This is a genomic window from Microbacterium endophyticum, assembly GCF_011047135.1.
GTDB lineage: Bacteria > Actinomycetota > Actinomycetes > Actinomycetales > Microbacteriaceae > Microbacterium > Microbacterium endophyticum.
Window position 1 is genome coordinate 2,489,710 of sequence record NZ_CP049255.1, and the last position, 17,687, is coordinate 2,507,396.

Sequence of the window (17,687 nt, forward strand, 5' to 3'; positions counted from 1 at the left end):
TGATTCCTATGGATGATGCTATGCGCAGCCTGTGAGTTTTTCTAGGGCATCACTGCGCGTACATAGCTTTCTCTTAAGTTCCTCAAGCACGGTCCATCAGCGCGACTCCTAGCTTCGGTTCAAATGGCCGGACCCTGCGGCCGAGAGGAGACGAATGTACTGGACATATCTGCGGCGAGAATTAGCGGGTCGCAAGAAACAAACAGCCATCGTGGCGGCGGGACTCGCAATTGCGATCGCGCTCGTCATCATCGTGAATTCACTATCGACGGGAGTTAGCAACGCGCAGGCCACGGCGTTGCAATCTGTCTATGGTGTCGGCACCGACCTCACCGTGAGCGGCGCGCAGTCGGAACCGGGGGAGCCGGGAGACCGCGGGCAGTTCGAGTTCGGTGGGGATGACGGCGAAACATCAGACGGCACAACGACTCTCAGCCAGTCGCGTCTGTCGACCGACATGCAGCGTGGCACGCTGGACGCCACAACAGTAAATACAGTGAGCGAGCTCGACGGTGTGTCGGCGGCCTCTGGAGCTCTCAGCCTCACGAACATCACCTTCGACGGTGAGATTCCCGATATGTCGCAGAACGGCGACACAGCGGGTGGGCCTCCCGGTGATGCTGCCGAAGGCGGAACGGGCGGACCCGGCGGCGACGGCGGGAGTGCCTTCAACGTCGACTCGTTCACGGTTCTCGGCATCGAATCTGCCGACACCGAAGTCGGGCCGCTCTCGGCGGTCGAAGTCTCGGACGGACGCCTGCTCAGTGAGTCGGATGCCGGCGAGAACGTCGCGCTTTTGGACTCGACGTATGCCACGACGAACGAACTCGCGGTCGGTGACACGATCGACGTCGGCGGTAGCGACATGGAGATCGTTGGGCTCGTGACATCGACTTCGGACGAGGCCGACACCGCGGCGAACGTCTACATTCCCATCGACGTCGCACAGAGCTTGGCAGGCGTGGAAGATGTCATCTCAACCATCTACGTGCAAGCGGATTCTTCTGACAGCATCGGCGCAGTCCAGAGCGAGATCGAGTCGGCGCTGCCCGATGCCACCGTCAGCTCGCAATCTGACTTGGCTTCGACGGTGTCAAGCTCGCTGTCGAGCGCTTCATCGCTCATCACCAACCTTGGAACGTGGCTCTCAGTGATCCTCCTGATCGTTGCGGTAGCCCTCGCGGTGCTCTTCACGATCTCAGGAGTCTCGCGACGTACGCGAGAGTTCGGAACGCTGAAGGCCATCGGTTGGTCGAATCGTCGGGTTGTCGGCCAGGTTGCCGGTGAATCGGTGGTGCAGGGCCTCATCGGTGGCGTTGTGGGTCTTGCCATTGGCCTCGCTGGCGTTGTTGCTATCAACATCATCGGGCCGACCATCTCGACGTCATCAACCGCCGATACCGGTGGCATGGGCGGTATGGGTGCCCCGGGTGGCGGTGGAATGCCAGGAATGGATGCTGCAACAAGTTCAGCGGACATCGTCCTCAGCGCTCCCATCTCGATCACCATGATTCTCATCGCGATCGGACTCTCGATCGTTGGTGGGCTGGTCGCGGGAGCCTTCGGCGGCTGGCGCGCATCCCGCCTCAGCCCTGCTGAGGCACTTCGGTCAGTCGGCTAAGCGCCGTGATAGTTCAGAACAGGAGACAGGCATGAGCATCGTAGACACCGCAAGCGCCTACCGGATTAAAGGCGTCACGAAGACCTACCAGCAGAAGGGGCGTGTCGTAAACGCACTGACGGGCGTTGACATCGACATCGCTCAGGGCGATTTCGTGACCATTCAGGGTCCGACGGGCGGTGGAAAGTCAACATTCCTTCAGTTGCTCGGAGCGCTCGAGCGACCGACGAAAGGCGAGGTGCTGCTGGGCGATACGGATATCGCCAAAGCGTCGAACGCCGACCTCGGAAAAGTGCGCGCGCACGAGATTGGATTCGTCTTTCAGGGCTTCAACCTCATTCCCACGCTCACGGCTTCGGAAAACGTGGATATGGGCCTTGAGCCCCTGGGCCTGGATAAAGAAGAACGCGCGAAGCGGGTTGCGGAAGCGCTCTTGCGCGTCGGCCTCGAAGAGCGCGGCGATCATCGACCGGGAGAGCTTTCAGGTGGCCAGCAGCAGCGTGTCGCCATCGCACGCGCTATTGCAAAGCGGCCGCGCGTTCTTCTTGCGGATGAACCAACGGGAAACCTCGATGAGAGCATGCGCGACGAGATTCTCGTGGTCCTCGAAGAGCTCAACGCTGAGGGGCTCACACTCATCATGGTGACGCATGACTCAGCCGTTGCACGGCGCGCGAAGCGCCGACTTCGTCTCGAGAAGGGGACTGTGCGCGACATCACAAAGTGAACGCTCAGCATTGGGTGCGGACGGCGGTGCTGTCCGCACCCATTGCTGCATTACGTTTGCGGAATGAGTGTGCTGAGCGCCGAGGTTTATGCTGACGGCCGAAAGATCGCGGATGCGACGACCCTTTCTGACGCGATATCGGAGGCTCGAGCCTCGAACGGAATGGCGTGGGTGTCTCTACTCGATCCCGATCAGACAGAGCTCGACGAAGCGCTGTCGTTGCTCGATATGCACCCGCTTCTCACCGAAGGGGTCTTGCGCCCTGGCCAGCGAACGAAGCTCGCCGCATCGGATGACAAGATCTTCGTTGCGCTGCAACCGGCACGATACGACGATGCCTCCGAGATGGTGTCGTGCGCCGAAGTCGACGTGTTCGCGGGCGTGCATGACATCGTCACGGTGCAGCACAGCAGCGCAGTCGACATCTCGGCTGCGCGTGAGCGGTTAGCCGGCCGTCCCGAATACCTGGAGCGGGGGCCGATAGCCGCCTTGACCGCGATAATCGATGAGGTCATCGGTCACTATCACCCCGTACTCGACGGCATCGAGCACGACATCGACGAGATCGAAGAGCAGCTGTCGTCGACAGACCCGCATGTGTCAAAGCGGATATTCGCTCTCCAGCGAGAAGTGATCGATCTGCAGCACGCGACATCGGAACTGCCAGGAATTCTCGAAGACCTCGAGCGAATCGCGATGGAGCGAGCGCACATCACGCGCGCGCCGATTCTGGGCGATCTGGCCGATCGAGCACGCCACATGGTCGAACGTACTCAAGCTTTCCGCCATGCGCTCGAATCTGCGCTGCAGGTTAACGCGATCTTGGTTGAACAAGAAAACAGCGTGCAAATGCGGCGGATGACCGAGATTAGTCTCGAGCAAAACGACCAGGTGAAGAAGGTGTCGAGTTGGGCGGCGATCTTGTTCGCCCCAACCCTCGTCGGAACTGTTTATGGAATGAACTTCAACAACATGCCGGAGTTGCATTGGACCTACGGCTATCCGATGGCAATCGCCCTCATGCTCGGAACCAGCATCACGCTGTACACGATCTTCAAGCGCAAACAGTGGTTATGAAAAACGAGGGTGGCCCGGCACATGTACCGGGCCACCCTCGTTTTTTCAGACCGTCAGTGCGTGTCTTCAGCTTCGATTTCGGTGCGATCTCCCGACCACAGCGTGTGGAAGGTGCCTTCCTTGTCGATTCGCTTGTACGTGTGCGCGCCAAAGAAATCGCGCTGGCCCTGAATCAGGGCAGCAGGCAGGCGCTCGGCGCGCAATCCGTCGTAGTACGCGAGTGACGATGAGAACGCGGGGGCGGGAAGCCCCGCGGCGGCGGAGATCGAGACAATTCGACGCCAGGCATCCTGAGCGCGACCGAGCGCTTCTACAAAGTACGGCGCTGTCAGCAGGACGGGCAGCTCGGGCGCATCGCTGTACGCGTCAGCGATGCGATTGAGGAACTGAGCGCGGATGATGCAGCCACCACGCCAGATCTTCGATACCGCGCCGAGGTCGATGTTCCAGTTGTATGCACCCGCACCGGCACGAATCTCATCGAAGCCCTGCGAGTACGCCACGATCTTGGAAGCGAACAGCGCAAGGCGCACATCTTCGATGAAGCTATCGGCGTCGTCTACCGTGAGCGTCTGAGCGGGCCCAGGGAGCTCACGAGATACTGCACGCTGTTCGGCGTGGCTCGAGAGCGAGCGGGCAAATGTTGCTTCGGCGATACCAGATACCGGAACGCCGAGATCGAGCGCGGTCTGCACTGTCCATGCGCCGGTTCCCTTGGCCCCAGCCTGGTCAACGATGATGTCGACGAGCGGCTTTTCGGTTTCAGCGTCTACCTGACGAAGTACCTCCGCGGTGATCTCGATGAGGTACGACTCGAGTTCGCCGCTGTTCCACTCCGCGAACACGTCAGCGATCTCTGCTGGTGACTTGCCGGTTCCGCGACGGATCAGGTCATACGCTTCCGCGATGAGCTGCATGTCGGCGTATTCGATGCCATTGTGAACCATCTTGACGAAGTGGCCAGCGCCGTCGTGTCCGATGTGCGTGACGCATGGTTCGCCTTCGGCGACCGCCGCGATGGACTTCAGGATCGGTCCGAGGGTCACCCAGGACTCGTCGGAGCCTCCGGGCATGATCGACGGGCCGAGCAGCGCGCCTTCTTCGCCGCCGGAAACTCCCATACCGACGAAGTTGATGCCGGTGTCGCGTACTGCCTTCTCGCGGCGGATCGTGTCGGTGAAGAGCGCGTTGCCGCCGTCGACGATGATGTCGCCCGGCTCGAAAACCTGTACGAGCTCTTCAATGACGGCGTCTGTTCCGCGGCCGGCTTTCACCATGATGATGGCGGTGCGTGGCTGAGACAGGCTCGCAGCGAACTCTTCGTAAGAAGCCGTCGGGATGAAGCCCGCTTCGGGGTGCGCGGAGACGAGGTGCTCGGTCTTGTCGTGGCTGCGGTTGTAGACCGCAACGGTGTTGCCTTCGCGGCTCGCGAGGTTGCGGGCGAGATTTGAGCCCATCACCGCCAGTCCGACAACACCGATGTTTGCTGTTTTATCGCTCAACTCGTTCTCCTTGGGGTTGAAATACGAAAAGTCTGTCCTGCAAGAAGTCGTGAGGAACAGAGGAGCAGGTCAGGCGCCCTGCGGCGACGACGTCAGTCTTTGCGATACGCCTGACGACCCATTGACCAGAAGGCCAGGACAGTTCCGACGAGCCCCAGGGCGGCGATTAAACCGACAACGCCGAGCATGATGTCAGAGGAAAGCTGGGCGTCCATAATGAGGGCTCCTTCAAAGTCGTTGCGCTATTTATCGTAGCGGGCACGTATCCCGGGCGGCACGCTGGTAGACTCACACACTGTACTTCGGCGAGGGATGCTCCATGCATCCGTTATCGACGCAGTGAAGCAGGCTCACGGCTTTCCTCACGCACTCGCGTTCGAGTCGAATCCAGACCCCAGACGATACGGGCCCGTGTGCCCGCAAGGAGAATCATCATGGCGACAAAGTCCGCCGATACCAAGATCACCGCGGAACTCCGCGACAGCTTCGGCAAGGGCTTCGCCCGCCGCCTTCGTGCTGCAGGCAAGATCCCCGCCGTTATCTATGGACACGGCACCGACCCCGTGCACGTTGCCCTCCCGGGCCACGAGACTGCGCTGATCGTGCGTCGTGCGAACGTCGTTCTCGAGATCGAGGTTGACGGCTCGCAGGTTCTCGCGCTTGTCAAAGACATTCAGCGCGACCCGGTACGCCAGATCATCGAGCACATCGACCTGCTCGTCGTCATCAAGGGTGAAAAGGTCGAGGTTGACATTCCTGTCATCATCACCGGTGAGCCTGCTGCTGGTATGAACGTGAACGTCGACGCCAACACCGTTCTGCTCGAGGTAGAAGCTACCCACATCCCGCAGTCGGTTGAGGTCAGTGTTGAGGGCCTCGAAGCCGGAGCGCACATCACCGCAGCAGACATCAAGCTTCCGTCCGGTGCAGTGCTCGTGGTCGACCCCGAGACTCTCATCGTCGCAATCTCGTCGCCCGCTGGCGACGGCGACATCGACGAGATCGCCGAAGCAGATGCCGCGATTGCCGCTGAGCAGGCCGCAGAGTCAGCTGAAGCTGCCGAATAGTCACGACATTGCGATTGTGAGGGGGTGCCGATGCGCGCCCCCTCACTTTTTGTCGGAGGAGATCTGTCATGGCGACGACCTGGATTGTGCTCGGCCTCGGAAACCCTGGCGCGCAGTATGAAAAAACACGCCACAACATAGGTCAACTTGTGATCGACGAGCTGGTCACGCGTCGGAGCGAGAAGCTCCGCGCACACAAGGCCAACGCGCGCGTCGCGGAGAGCTGGGTTCGTCCCGGCGGTGACCGCTTCGTGCTTGCGAAGCCGAATACGTTCATGAATGTCTCAGGCGGACCCGCTGCCGCACTCGCTGCGTTTTACGGGGTGACACCCGACCATGTCATCGTTGTGCACGACGAGCTCGACATTCCTTTCGACACGATCAAGCTGAAGGTCGGCGGTGGGCACGGTGGACACAACGGCGTTCGCGATGTCGCGAAAGCACTGGGAACGCCCGATTTTCCGCGCGTGCGAGTAGGCATCGGGCGCCCTCCGGGGCGGATGGATGCGGCCGATTGGGTTCTCGACCCCTTCGGAACGACGGAACGCAGCGCCCTCCCATCTCTGGTCGCAGACGCTGCGGATGCAGTGGAAGAGCTCATCGAAGATGGTCTCGTTTCCGCCCAGCAACGCCACCACGCGCCTCGGTGACGGAACGCTGACCCCGAGTGTCGCGGGGGCGCTCTAGACTTATTCGGTGACAGTTCCCGGGATTTCGCGCGCCCTCGCGTCCACAGATACTTTCCGGGAGGCACTGGAATCAGCATCAGTTGATGCCGACTTCTCGCTCGTAGACGGGCTCGATGCACCGCTCATAGCGGCGCTCCTCCAGCAACGTCGTGAGAACGGGCGGGTGCCAGCGGTACTCGCGATCACTCCGACGGGCCGACGCGCCGAGGCGGTAGGACCTGCCATTCAAGCGCTGATTCCCGGTGCCATAGTGCTGCACATCCCGGCATGGGAGACGCTGCCGCATGAGCGGCTGAGCCCCAGCACCGAGACAGTGGGGCGGCGACTTTGGGCGCTCCGGGCAATCGCGGAGTGGGATCGAACCACTCCGCTCGTCGTAACTTCGTCGGTTCGCGGCGCGCTTCAGCCGCTCGCGGCGGGGCTTGCGGATGTAGCGAGTCTTCGTGTTCGCAGAGGCGCACGCGGTTACGACCTCGGTGAAATCAGCGCTGCCCTCGTCGAGCGCGCGTACCTCAGGGTTGACATGGTCTCTCGGCGGGGAGAATTCGCAGTGCGCGGCGGCATTCTCGATGTGTTCCCGCCCATTGCTGACCACCCCTATCGTGTGGAGTTTTTCGGTGACGAGGTAGATCAGATTCGTTCGTTTTCGGTGGCCGATCAGCGATCGCTCCCCGAAGAGATCACCGAAGTCGACTTTCTCCCGAGCCGCGAGCTCCTTCTGACGGACGCCGTCCGCACCCGCGCACTGGAGCTTCAAGACAGATTTCCCGGCGTGCGAGGCATGCTTGAGAAGATGAGTGAAGGCATCCCGGTAGAGGGTATGGAATCGCTCCTTCCCGTGCTTGCTGACCGGCTTGTGACTCTCGCGGATTACCTACCTGACGGTGCCGCGATTGCGCTTGTCGACCCCGTCCGTGCCGCATCGCGTGCCAAGACCCTTGGCGACACGAACCGTGAATTCTTGGAGGCAGCGTGGTCAGTGGCGACCGCGGGCGGTGAGAGTCCCGTTGACCTCGGCTCTGGCGACTTCGTCACGCTGGGAGAATTGAAGGAAGCTGTCCACGACCGTCATGGCGCATGGTGGACTTTTAGTGCCTTTGATTCCGGCGCTGCAGACGCCGCAGATGAGGGACTCACCGCCGGTGACGATGTTGTGCGTATCGCGGCGAACGCTGTTCCCTCTTTTCAGGGGATGGTTGATGGCGCCATCGACCATGTCGCGCGCCTCGTCGCTGACGGCTGGAGCGTCGTTGTCGCGGCATCAGGAGTCGGGCTCGCCGACAGAGCACGCGATGTGCTCGCTGAACGTGGTGTGGCCGCACGTCGCGTTGACGACATCGATGCGGCGCCACCGGTGGGAGTCGTACTTGTTGTTCCCGCAGCTCTAGAGCGGGGATTCGAAGCGCCGGCGGCGCAGTTCGCGGTGTTGACCGAGACGGAGTTCTACGGGCGGACGATCGGCAGCGATCAGCGGGTCGTGAAGAAGCTCGCTTCGCGTCGTCGCAATGTCGTTGACCCGATGCAGCTGAAGCCCGGTGACGTGGTGGTGCACGCCACCCACGGCATTGGAAAGTTCGTCGAGCTCGTGCAGCGTGAAGTGTCCAGTGGCGGGCGCAACCCTGTCAAAAGCAAGCGGGAGTATCTGCTGCTCGAGTATGCGCCGACCAAGCGCGGCTATCCCGGCGACAAGCTTTTCGTTCCGACCGATCAGCTCGATCTACTCTCTCGCTACGTCGGCGGCGAAACTCCGACGCTCTCAAAAATGGGCGGCAGCGACTGGGCGCAGGCCAAGGGTCGTGCGCGGAAGGCCGTGCGAGACATTGCCGTTGAGCTCGTCAAGCTCTATTCGGCGCGCATGGCGTCGAAGGGATACGCATTCGGCCCCGACACTCCGTGGCAGCGCGAACTCGAAGAAGCTTTTCCGTTCGCGGAGACCCCAGACCAGTTGCAGACGATCGATGAGATCAAAGCAGACATGGAGAAACCGATTCCCATGGACCGGCTGCTTTCGGGTGATGTCGGTTTCGGCAAGACCGAGGTTGCCGTTCGTGCCGCGTTCAAAGCGATCCAGGATGGCAAGCAAGTTGCCATGCTTGTGCCGACGACGCTGCTCGTGAAACAGCACCTTGAGACATTCACCGAACGCTTTGCCGGTTTCCCGGTCAAGGTGCATGCGCTGTCGCGATTCCAAACCGACAAGCAGGCGCGTGAGACGCTCGCGGGCATCACCGATGGCACCGTCGACATGGTGATCGGTACACACCGCATCCTGACTGAGAAGGTCATCTTCAAAGACCTCGGCCTCATGATCATCGACGAGGAGCAGCGATTCGGCGTTGAGCACAAAGACTCGCTGAAAAAGCTCAAGACCAACGTCGACATCCTCTCGATGAGCGCGACGCCGATTCCGCGCACGCTCGAGATGGCTGTCACGGGGATCCGCGAGATGTCGACGCTCCAGACTCCACCGGAGGACCGGCATCCGATTTTGTCGTACGTCGGACCACGCAACGACAAGCAGATCGCGGCAGCTATCCGGCGAGAACTCCTCCGCGAGGGGCAGGTTTTCTACGTACACAACCGCGTGCAGTCCATTCAGCGCGTGGCAGCCCATCTGGCGGAACTTATTCCGGAGGCCCGTGTCGCGGTCGCTCACGGTCAGATGGGGGAGCACGCGCTCGAGCAGGTTGTTGACGACTTCTGGGAGCGTCGTGCTGACGTTTTGGTGTCGACCACGATCGTCGAAACGGGCCTCGACATCTCGAATGCCAACACGATCATCATCGATCGTGCCGACAAATACGGACTCTCTCAGCTGCACCAGTTGCGTGGGCGGGTGGGGCGCGCTCGCGAGCGTGCCTATGCCTACTTCCTCTACGACGACGTGAAGCCGCTGTCTGAGACCGCGGCAGACCGCCTCGAGACCATCGCGGTCAACAATGAACTCGGAAGCGGAATGCAGGTTGCGCTGAAAGACCTCGAGTTGCGTGGCGCTGGAAACCTTCTCGGGGCTGAGCAGGCGGGCCACATCGCCGGGGTCGGTTTCGACCTGTACTTGCGCATGATCGGTGAGGCAGTGTCGGCTTTCCGGGGCGATGACACCGAGGGGCCGGCCGAACTGCGGTTGGAGTTGCCGGTACAAGCGCGTATTCCCGAGTCATACATCGACAGCGAGCGGCTGCGCCTTGAGGCGTACCAGAAGCTCTCCGCTGCGGCATCCGCAACCGCCAAAGACGATGCGCTGGATGCCGTCATTGATGAACTCCGCGACCGCTATGGCGAGCCGCCCGCCGATGTCGACGGCCTTGTCGCAGTCGCCCAACTCCGCCGTCGTGCCGCGCGTGCAGGTCTCGCTGACGTCGTCGCTATGGGGCCCAACTTACGCATTGCGCCCGCGCATTTGGCGGATTCCATGCGCATTCGGTTGCAGCGCCTTTACCCCAAAGCGAAGTTGATTTCAGGCGGAGACGCGATGGTCGTGCCGCTACCGACGGCCTCTGACGGAGCGGTATCGGATGCCGCCCTGTTGCAGTGGGTGGCAACGCTCCTTGATCAGCTTTTCCCGGCTCCGGTCGCTGAGAGTGCGCCGCAGCCGACGTCCGATGGGGGCGCCAAGGCGACTTCCGCCTAGGAGCCCCTACCGGTTCGTGTCAACCGGTGTTCTGAAGCCCAGCGGCGACCCCGCTGACCGAAAGCAGCAGGAGCCGCTGAAGGTCGGGATCGGGCGTTGGCTGATCGGCAGGTGCATCCCGCAGAGCTCTGAGCGCTCGCAGCTGCAGCAGTGACAGCGCATCGACGTAAGGACTGCGAAGCTTGACGGCACGCTGCAAGACGGGCTTGTTCTCGAGCAGACCCGTGCCTCCGGCAATCCGGATGACCCAAGACTGCGTGAGGGTCATCTCGTCCATGACCAGGTCAGCAAGATCTTGCCGATCACCGAGTTCGAGATAGCGTCGCGCGATACGGTCGTCGGCCTTGGCAAGGCTCATACCGACGTTGTCGATCATCGTGCGAAACAGTGGCCACTCGGCGTAAGCCTTCTTGAGCCGCTCTTCGTCGCCGACGGCTTCGAGCGCTGTACCGAGGCCGAACCAGCCGGCGAGGTTGATACGTGCCTGAGTCCATGCGAAAACCCACGGAATGGCGCGGAGATCTTCGAGCGACTCAACCGAGAGCCCGCGACGAGCGGGACGTGAACCGAGCGCGAGCAGACCCACTTCTTCCATGGGTGTGACTGTTGCAAACCACGGAGCGAAGCCGGGCGCCTTGACGAGGCTGAAGAATCGTTCGCGCGATGCCGAATCCATCGTCGCTGCGATGTCTGCGTAGGTTTCGGCAGCCGAGGAGTTCCGTGTTTCGTTCGACGGCGATGATGCCTGCAAAATTGCGGCCGCCACCTGGTCGATGTGACGCTTCGCAATCGTTGCGTCACCGTAGCGAGCGAAAATGACTTCGCCCTGCTCGGTGAGTTTGAATCGACCGTCAACGGAGTGCGGGGGCTGGGCAAGGATTGCGCTGTTGGCCGGTCCGCCGCCGCGGCCCAGAGCGCCGCCACGCCCGTGGAACAGGGTCAATTCGATGTTCTCGTCCTTGGCCCACGCCGCGATTTTTGCCTGCGCCTCATACAGCGCGAGGGTCGCCGCGACCGGTCCGACATCCTTCGATGAGTCGGAGTAGCCGAGCATCACTTCAAGGCGTCGCTCCGTCGCCGTAAGACGCGCGGCAAACGTGGGATGGTCGATGATCTCGGCCAGAATGCCGGGTGCAGCCTGGAGATCGGCAAAAGTCTCGAAGAGTGGCACGACATCGAGCACCGGCACAGCCGAGTCAGCACCCATCGCGAACCGCGCCAGTTTGTGCACGTTCTCGAGGTCTTCTGCCGACTGCGTGAACGAGACGATGTAGCGACCCGCGGCCCGCGGCCCGAAGCGCTCCTGAATGAATGCAATCGAGCGGAACACCTCGAGAACTTCTTCCGTCTGCTCGCTGCGCGCCCCGCCTGCTTCGAGTTCCTCGAGTACCTTCTTGTGCACCGCGGAGTGCTGTCGCACTTCGAGCTCGGCCAGGTGGAAACCGTAGGTCTCGACCTGCCAGATCAGCTCTTGCAGATTGCCATATGCCTGGCGGGCAGCACCGGCGGCTACCAACGAATCCTGCACGATACGCAGATCGGCGAGCAGCTCTTCGGGGTCGCCGTATGCAAGATCGGCGTTACGTGTTCGGGTGGCCGCGATCTTTCGGGCGACGAGCAGCACGATGCGACGGTGCGGCTCGTCGGGTGAGCGCTTGGCGATGTCGGCAGCAGCTTCTTCGTCGGACGCGCGAAGCTGACGCCACAGCGACATCAGTTCGTCGCTGGGCGGAGTCGACGTGCCGTCGAGGGTCAGCCCCCGGCCGATCCGGCTCGTGGCGCGCTCGAGTCCGAGCAGCACGTGTTCGCTCGCAATTCCCGCGGCTTTACGAGTGATGGATGCGGTGACAAACGGGTTTCCGTCGCGGTCACCTGCGACCCAGGAACCGACACGCACGAAGGGGCGCACAACCGGCGCCGCGTGGCCCGAAAGTCCGGGCTGCAGCGTGTCATCGATGCGGCGGTACACCTGCGGGACAGATGTGAAGAGGGTGTCGTCGAAGACCGCCATGACCGCGCGAACTTCGTCGGTGGGCGAGGGCTTTTCCGGGCGAAGGGGAGCGGTGCGCCACAGCGTGTCGATTTCTTCGAGCATCTGGCGCTGGCGTCGACGCTTGTCGCCACCGTGGGTTGCGGCATCCTGCTCGTCCAGAAGCACCGACAGCCGGCGGATGCCGGTAGACACGGCGCGGCGGCGAGCCTCGGTGGGGTGCGCGGTGAATACCGGGTGGAAGCGCAGCGCCTGAAGGCGCTCGAGTGCCTTTTCGCTACCGATCTCGGCGGTAAGGCTCGTGAAAGCGCCGCCGACGGAATCCGTGGCATCGGCGCGTTCGGGCTGTCCGTCACGGTCACGAAGAATGCGCACGCGCTGGTGTTCTTCGGCGAGGTTCACGAGGTGGAAGTACGCCGTGAATGCTCGCGCGACTTCGTCGGCCCTCGCGACAGAGAACGAGTCGGCAACAGCTGTTGCCCGCTCGAAAGCTTCCGGGGTTTCATCGGTATAGGCCTGAATCGTTGCGATTCGAAGCCGCTCGACGTCTTCGTAGAGGCCGGGAGATCCGCTTTCACGAAGTACTCGCCCGAGAAGGGAGCCGAGTAGACGCACGTCGCCGCGCATGTTTTCAGGGATTTCTTGACCAGCCTCGAAGCGTCCGACGAGGTCGACGGCTTCCGTGGGGGTGGGTTCACGCATATACCCACGCTAGCGGGCCTGTGTTTCTTCTTCGTCACGCCATCACCGGTAGGCTGGTATCTGGTGTGCCGGGAAGTCTGGTCGGCGATGTTTCTGTGACCCCCCTGCTTCCTACGGAAGGAAATCCGTGTCTCTTTTGCGCTCAGATCGTTTTCCCGCGATTGTGCTGCTCGCCGCTGCCGCTCTCGGCCTCATTCTCGCCAATTCGGCGGCGGGACCGTTCGCACAGGATGTGCAACACGCCTATATCGGTATCCCCGGCATTTTTGAACTTTCTGTCGGGCACTGGATCGCCGACGGACTGCTTGTCTTCTTTTTCTTCGTCGTGGCTGTCGAGTTGCAGTACGAACTCACGAAAGGCCAGCTTGCCTCGGCACGGAAGGCTCTCCAGCCAGCGATCGCCGCCGCCGGTGGTGTCATCGTTCCGATCATCGTCTTTCTGATTTTCACAGCGGGAAGCGATGTAACCTCGGGCTGGCCCATCCCGACTGCAACCGACATCGCGTTCGCTCTCGGGGTACTTGCGGTCTTCGGCCGTGGCCTGCCCTCGGGTGTTCGGATCTTTCTGCTTGCGCTCGCGATCCTGGACGACATCGTCGGAATCGTCTTCATCGCGGTGCTTTTCACCTCGGATGTCAACTACGCGCTTCTCGGTCTTGCTGTGCTGACCGTGGCGGCCTTCGGTTTTGTGAGTCGGATGCTGGATAGCCGCGCCAAGGGCCTCATCATCACGATTCTCATCGTGTTGGCAATTGCGACATGGGTGCTCGTTTATCTTTCCGGTGTGCACGCCACGATCGCTGGCGTCGCGCTCGGACTGGTGATGGCGCAGCAGCCGGCTTTGCGGGTTCGTCATGAGATGGAGCCGTGGGTCAACGGGATCGTGCTACCGCTCTTCGCGTTCTCGTCTGCGCTCGTGATCATTCCCAACGTTCCGCTGGCTGAGCTTTCTCCGGCTTTCTGGGGAATCCTGGTCGCACTGCCTGTCGGCAAGATCATCGGAATCACGATTTTCGGGTGGATTTCACAGCGCGTCGTGCAGGGCGGGGGCAAGCGGCTTCCGATCGGCGACCTCCTGGCCGCGGGAGCTCTGGGCGGAATCGGGTTCACGGTTTCGCTGCTGCTTTCTGAGCTTGCCTTCGCGAGCAACGATGAGGTTCGTGACGAGGCCACACTCGGTGTGCTTGCCGGGTCAGGTATCGCCGTCATTCTGGCGGCCGTGATCGTGTCGTGGCGCGCACGTTACTACCGCCGGATCGCCGCCGCCGAGGGGTCGACCGAAAGCGCAGCAACAGCGTGAGGAACGATCCCCTGCGCGACGCAGTGAGAGCGATGCACGACATCCGTGATCGCTGCGTGTGGACGCAGGGGATCGACCACCGTGACCTTGTTCCTTACTTGATCGAAGAGAGCGCTGAGCTCGTCGATGCTGTGGAAACCGGCACGCGTGCCGATCTGCGCGAAGAGCTCGGTGATGTGCTCTGGCAGGTGCTTTTTCATGCCGAGATCGCTTCGCGCGACATCGCCGATCCGTTCGACATAGACGACGTTGCGCGCGGTCTCACCGAAAAAATGGTGCGACGGCATCCCCACGTCTTCGCGGGGGAGACGGCGCGTACCCCCGAAGAGGTGCTCGTGCTGTGGAACGCGGCAAAGGCCGCAGAAAAGCATGAGCGCCGCAGCGTGCTCGACGGCGTTTCACCGCACATGCCGTCGCTCGCTCTCGCGCAAAAAGTGCTCGGTAAAGCCGCGCAAGTCGGCGTCGTGCCGCAAAAAGCTGAGTCGAAAATTGTCGACGAGGCAGACCTCGGTGACGCGTTGCTGAACCTTGTCGCTACGGCCAGAGCGCATGGGCTCGACGCCGAAAGAGCCCTGCGTGAACGGCTGCGTCAACTTCAGGACGACGTTCGCGGCGCTGAACAAAGTACCGCCGCGTCGGATGCGTCTGACAAACTGAAAGAATAGGCACGTGCCCTCGGTCAATCCTCCGCGCGGAATGCGCGACATCCTGCCCGCCGAAAAGAGCCGCCGTGAACGCGTGCTCTCTGTCATCCGCGATCGCTACAGCGCGCACGGTTTCGACGAGATCGAAACCCCGGTCATGGAGGAGTACGCGCGCCTGCACGCCGGTATCGGCGGAGACAACGAAAAACTCGCCTTCAACGTCATGAAGCGCGGACTCGATGCTGAGGCCATTCGTGCTGCAGCCGACGACCCAGCGTCTCTGACGGACTTGGGCCTTCGCTACGACCTCACAGTTCCATTGGCGCGCTTCTACGCGACTCACCGTGCGGAACTACCCACTGTGTTTCGCGCGATTCAGATCGCGCCGGTCTGGCGTGCGGAGCGTCCACAAAAGGGGCGCTATCGCCAGTTCATGCAGTGCGATATCGATATCATCGGCGACGCCTCATCTCGAGCAGAAGCCGAACTCATCGTCGCGAGCCTCGACGCTCTCGACGCTCTTCAGCTCACTGGCGCGAGCGTGCGTATCAATGACCGACGTGCACTCGATTGGATGCTCGAAGCTTTCGGTTTCAGCGAAGCAGAGCGCCCTGGCGTGCTCATCACAATCGACAAGCTCGACAAAGTCGGCGCGCAAGGCGTGATCGCCGAGCTTCGTTCGCGAGACGCGACAGTTTCGGCAGTGGATGCTTTCGAGCTCTTCTTGACCGGCGAACATCCGTCGGTCGCCGAGATCTTCGGCGGAGAGCAGATTCGTGGCATGCTCCCGGACGGTGCGCCCGACGAGATCGTTGAGCACCTCGTGTCTCTCGGTACCGCGGTCGCTGCTGCCCGCGATGGCGCTGCGGTTCCCCTCGTTTTCGACCCTTTTCTCGTACGCGGGATGGGCTACTACACCGGGACCATTTTCGAGCTGGCACACCCATCGGTGAGTTATTCGCTCGGCGGTGGCGGGCGCTATGACGGCATGATCGGCCGTTTCCTGGGTCAAGAAGTGCCGGCGGTGGGCTTTTCCATCGGCTTCGAGCGCATTGTCGATCTCGTCGATGCCCAAGACCTCAGTGAAGCGGCGGCAGTTGTCATCGTCCACGACAGGGATGTGCCAATGGTCGAGTTGCTCGCAGCCAAGAGTGCTTTCGTCGCCGAGGGTGCGCGGGTACGCCTCGAGCAGCGCACGAAGAACGTGAAGGGGCTGCTTGAGCGTGCGGCATCCGATGGCTACCGCCAGTTCGCGATGCTGCAGGCCGGTCAATCCGCTGAATCTCTCGAGTTGAAGCCGCTCGCGTAAGTCGCCAATTCTCCGCTGCACGGCGTGACCCCTGGCAGCGGCGGCTCAGATCGCTAGACTCGGGAGAGGACCGACGTTGCTCCGTGAAACTTTTCTCCACTACCCAAGGAGTCCTCTGTGGCACTAATTGAGGCTGTCAACGCGCGCGAGATTCTCGACTCACGCGGAAACCCGACCGTCGAGGTGGAGGTGTTGCTCGACGATGGCATCGTCCAGCGCGCGGCAGTTCCCTCCGGCGCATCGACCGGTGCGTTCGAAGCATATGAATTGCGCGATGGCGACAAGGACCGCTACAACGGCAAGGGCGTGCTCAAGGCCGTTGCTGCTGTCATCGATGAGCTCGGACCCGCTATCGAGGGCGTCGACGCCAGCGAGCAGCGCATGATCGATCAAATCCTGATCGACACCGATGGCACCGAAAACAAGTCGCGCACCGGCGCGAACGCCATCCTCGGCGTCAGCCTCGCCGTTGCGAAGGCCGCAGCCGATTCGGCTGACCTGCCGCTCTTCCGGTACCTCGGCGGACCGAACGCTCACGTCATGCCCGTTCCGCTGTTCAACGTGATCAACGGTGGCGAACACGCCGACAACGGCATCGACTGCCAGGAATTCTTCCTCGCACCCATCGGTGCGTCGAGCTTTGCCGAAGCGCTCCGTTGGGGTGCGCAGACCTACCACGTACTGCGCAGCGAGCTAAAGGCCGCTGGCTACGCAACCGGCCTCGGCGACGAGGGCGGTTTCGCCCCCGACCTTCCCAGCAACCGTGAGGGTCTTGACTTCCTCGTGCGTGCTATCGAGAAGGCGGGCTTCACGCCCGGAACCGACATCGCGCTCGGCCTCGACGTTGCCGCGACAGAGTTCTTCAACGACGGCGTCTACCGCTTCGACAAGAAGGACTGGACTGCAGCCGAACTCACCGATTACTACGTCGACCTCGTGGACGCTTACCCGATCGTTACGATCGAGGACGCTCTTGCAGAGGATGACTGGGACAACTGGAAGCACCTCACCGACAAGCTCGGTACAAAGACGCAGCTCGTCGGCGACGACCTGTTCGTTACGAATCCGGCACGTCTCGCCGATGGCATCTCGCGCGGCGTCGCCAACTCGCTGCTCGTCAAGGTGAACCAGATCGGTACCCTCACCGAGACGCTAGACGCCGTTGAGATGGCGCACCGCGCCGGCTACACGTCGATGTTCTCTCACCGTTCGGGCGAGACCGAGGACACCACGATCGCCGACCTGGTTGTCGCAACCAACTCGGGCCAGATCAAGAGCGGCGCGCCCGCACGCAGCGAGCGTGTCGCGAAATACAATCAGCTTCTGCGCATTGAAGAAGAACTCGGCGATGCAGCGACCTTCATCGGCCGCGCCGCGTTCCCGCGCTTCAAAGGCTAAGCACTAAGTACGGCAAGTAGTAAGGAAGGG

General features: G+C 61.9%; 13 protein-coding genes. 10 read left to right on the plus strand and 3 right to left on the minus strand.

The genetic code is table 11. From position 1 onward, the window contains the following. The first annotated feature begins 154 nt into the window (after nt 1-154). The 3 genes from G6N83_RS11615 (at nt 155) to G6N83_RS11625 (ending at nt 3,425) form a co-directional block, all read left to right on the plus strand. Nucleotides 155-1,621 (plus strand): ABC transporter permease, encoded by a 1,467-nt coding sequence (locus G6N83_RS11615; protein ID WP_165142227.1) that lies wholly within the window; start codon nt 155-157, stop codon nt 1,619-1,621. A 31-nt stretch (nt 1,622-1,652) separates the two neighbouring features. Continuing rightward, nucleotides 1,653-2,348 (plus strand): ABC transporter ATP-binding protein, encoded by a 696-nt coding sequence (locus G6N83_RS11620; RefSeq protein ID WP_165142229.1) that lies wholly within the window; start codon nt 1,653-1,655, stop codon nt 2,346-2,348. Nucleotides 2,349-2,411: 63 nt separating this feature from the next. Next, nucleotides 2,412-3,425, plus strand: a complete 1,014-nt coding sequence (locus tag G6N83_RS11625) for a magnesium and cobalt transport protein CorA (protein ID WP_165142231.1) — start codon at nt 2,412-2,414, stop codon at nt 3,423-3,425. 53 nt (nt 3,426-3,478) lie between these two features. Here the strand turns inward: G6N83_RS11625 and gndA are convergent, their stop codons facing one another. Further along, the gene (gndA, locus tag G6N83_RS11630) at nt 3,479-4,882 is read right to left on the minus strand and encodes an NADP-dependent phosphogluconate dehydrogenase (protein ID WP_241246346.1); all 1,404 of its coding nucleotides are present in this window, start codon (nt 4,880-4,882) and stop codon (nt 3,479-3,481) included. A 137-nt stretch (nt 4,883-5,019) separates the two neighbouring features. After that, nucleotides 5,020-5,142 (minus strand): hypothetical protein, encoded by a 123-nt coding sequence (locus G6N83_RS13950; protein WP_260149054.1) that lies wholly within the window; start codon nt 5,140-5,142, stop codon nt 5,020-5,022. Between the two features lie 219 nt (nt 5,143-5,361). Between G6N83_RS13950 and G6N83_RS11635 the strand changes: the two genes are divergently transcribed. From G6N83_RS11635 to mfd, 3 genes are all read left to right on the plus strand, one after another. Further along, entirely contained in the window at nt 5,362-5,994 is a 633-nt protein-coding gene (locus tag G6N83_RS11635) for a 50S ribosomal protein L25/general stress protein Ctc (protein WP_165142235.1), read from the plus strand. Nucleotides 5,995-6,062: 68 nt separating this feature from the next. Further along, the gene (gene pth, locus G6N83_RS11640; protein ID WP_165142237.1) at nt 6,063-6,644 is read left to right on the plus strand and encodes an aminoacyl-tRNA hydrolase; all 582 of its coding nucleotides are present in this window, start codon (nt 6,063-6,065) and stop codon (nt 6,642-6,644) included. 46 nt (nt 6,645-6,690) lie between these two features. Then, nucleotides 6,691-10,314 (plus strand): transcription-repair coupling factor, encoded by a 3,624-nt coding sequence (mfd, locus tag G6N83_RS11645; RefSeq protein WP_165142239.1) that lies wholly within the window; start codon nt 6,691-6,693, stop codon nt 10,312-10,314. A gap of 19 nt (nt 10,315-10,333) precedes the next feature. Here mfd and G6N83_RS11650 read toward each other — a convergent pair whose 3' ends face one another. Continuing rightward, the gene (locus G6N83_RS11650) at nt 10,334-13,006 is read right to left on the minus strand and encodes a phosphoenolpyruvate carboxylase (protein ID WP_165142241.1); all 2,673 of its coding nucleotides are present in this window, start codon (nt 13,004-13,006) and stop codon (nt 10,334-10,336) included. A 127-nt stretch (nt 13,007-13,133) separates the two neighbouring features. Here G6N83_RS11650 and G6N83_RS11655 point away from each other — a divergent pair, with 127 nt between their 5' ends. From G6N83_RS11655 to eno, 4 genes are all read left to right on the plus strand, one after another. Then, a complete protein-coding gene (locus tag G6N83_RS11655) occupies nt 13,134-14,306 on the plus strand; it encodes a Na+/H+ antiporter NhaA (protein WP_165142243.1) in 1,173 nt (390 codons plus the stop codon). A gap of 32 nt (nt 14,307-14,338) precedes the next feature. After that, nucleotides 14,339-14,971 (plus strand): nucleoside triphosphate pyrophosphohydrolase, encoded by a 633-nt coding sequence (locus G6N83_RS11660; protein WP_165143427.1) that lies wholly within the window; start codon nt 14,339-14,341, stop codon nt 14,969-14,971. 31 nt (nt 14,972-15,002) lie between these two features. Further along, the gene (hisS, locus tag G6N83_RS11665) at nt 15,003-16,259 is read left to right on the plus strand and encodes a histidine--tRNA ligase (RefSeq protein ID WP_208379990.1); all 1,257 of its coding nucleotides are present in this window, start codon (nt 15,003-15,005) and stop codon (nt 16,257-16,259) included. A 117-nt stretch (nt 16,260-16,376) separates the two neighbouring features. After that, nucleotides 16,377-17,657 (plus strand): phosphopyruvate hydratase, encoded by a 1,281-nt coding sequence (gene eno / locus G6N83_RS11670; protein WP_165142247.1) that lies wholly within the window; start codon nt 16,377-16,379, stop codon nt 17,655-17,657. The last annotated feature ends 30 nt before the right edge of the window (nt 17,658-17,687 follow it).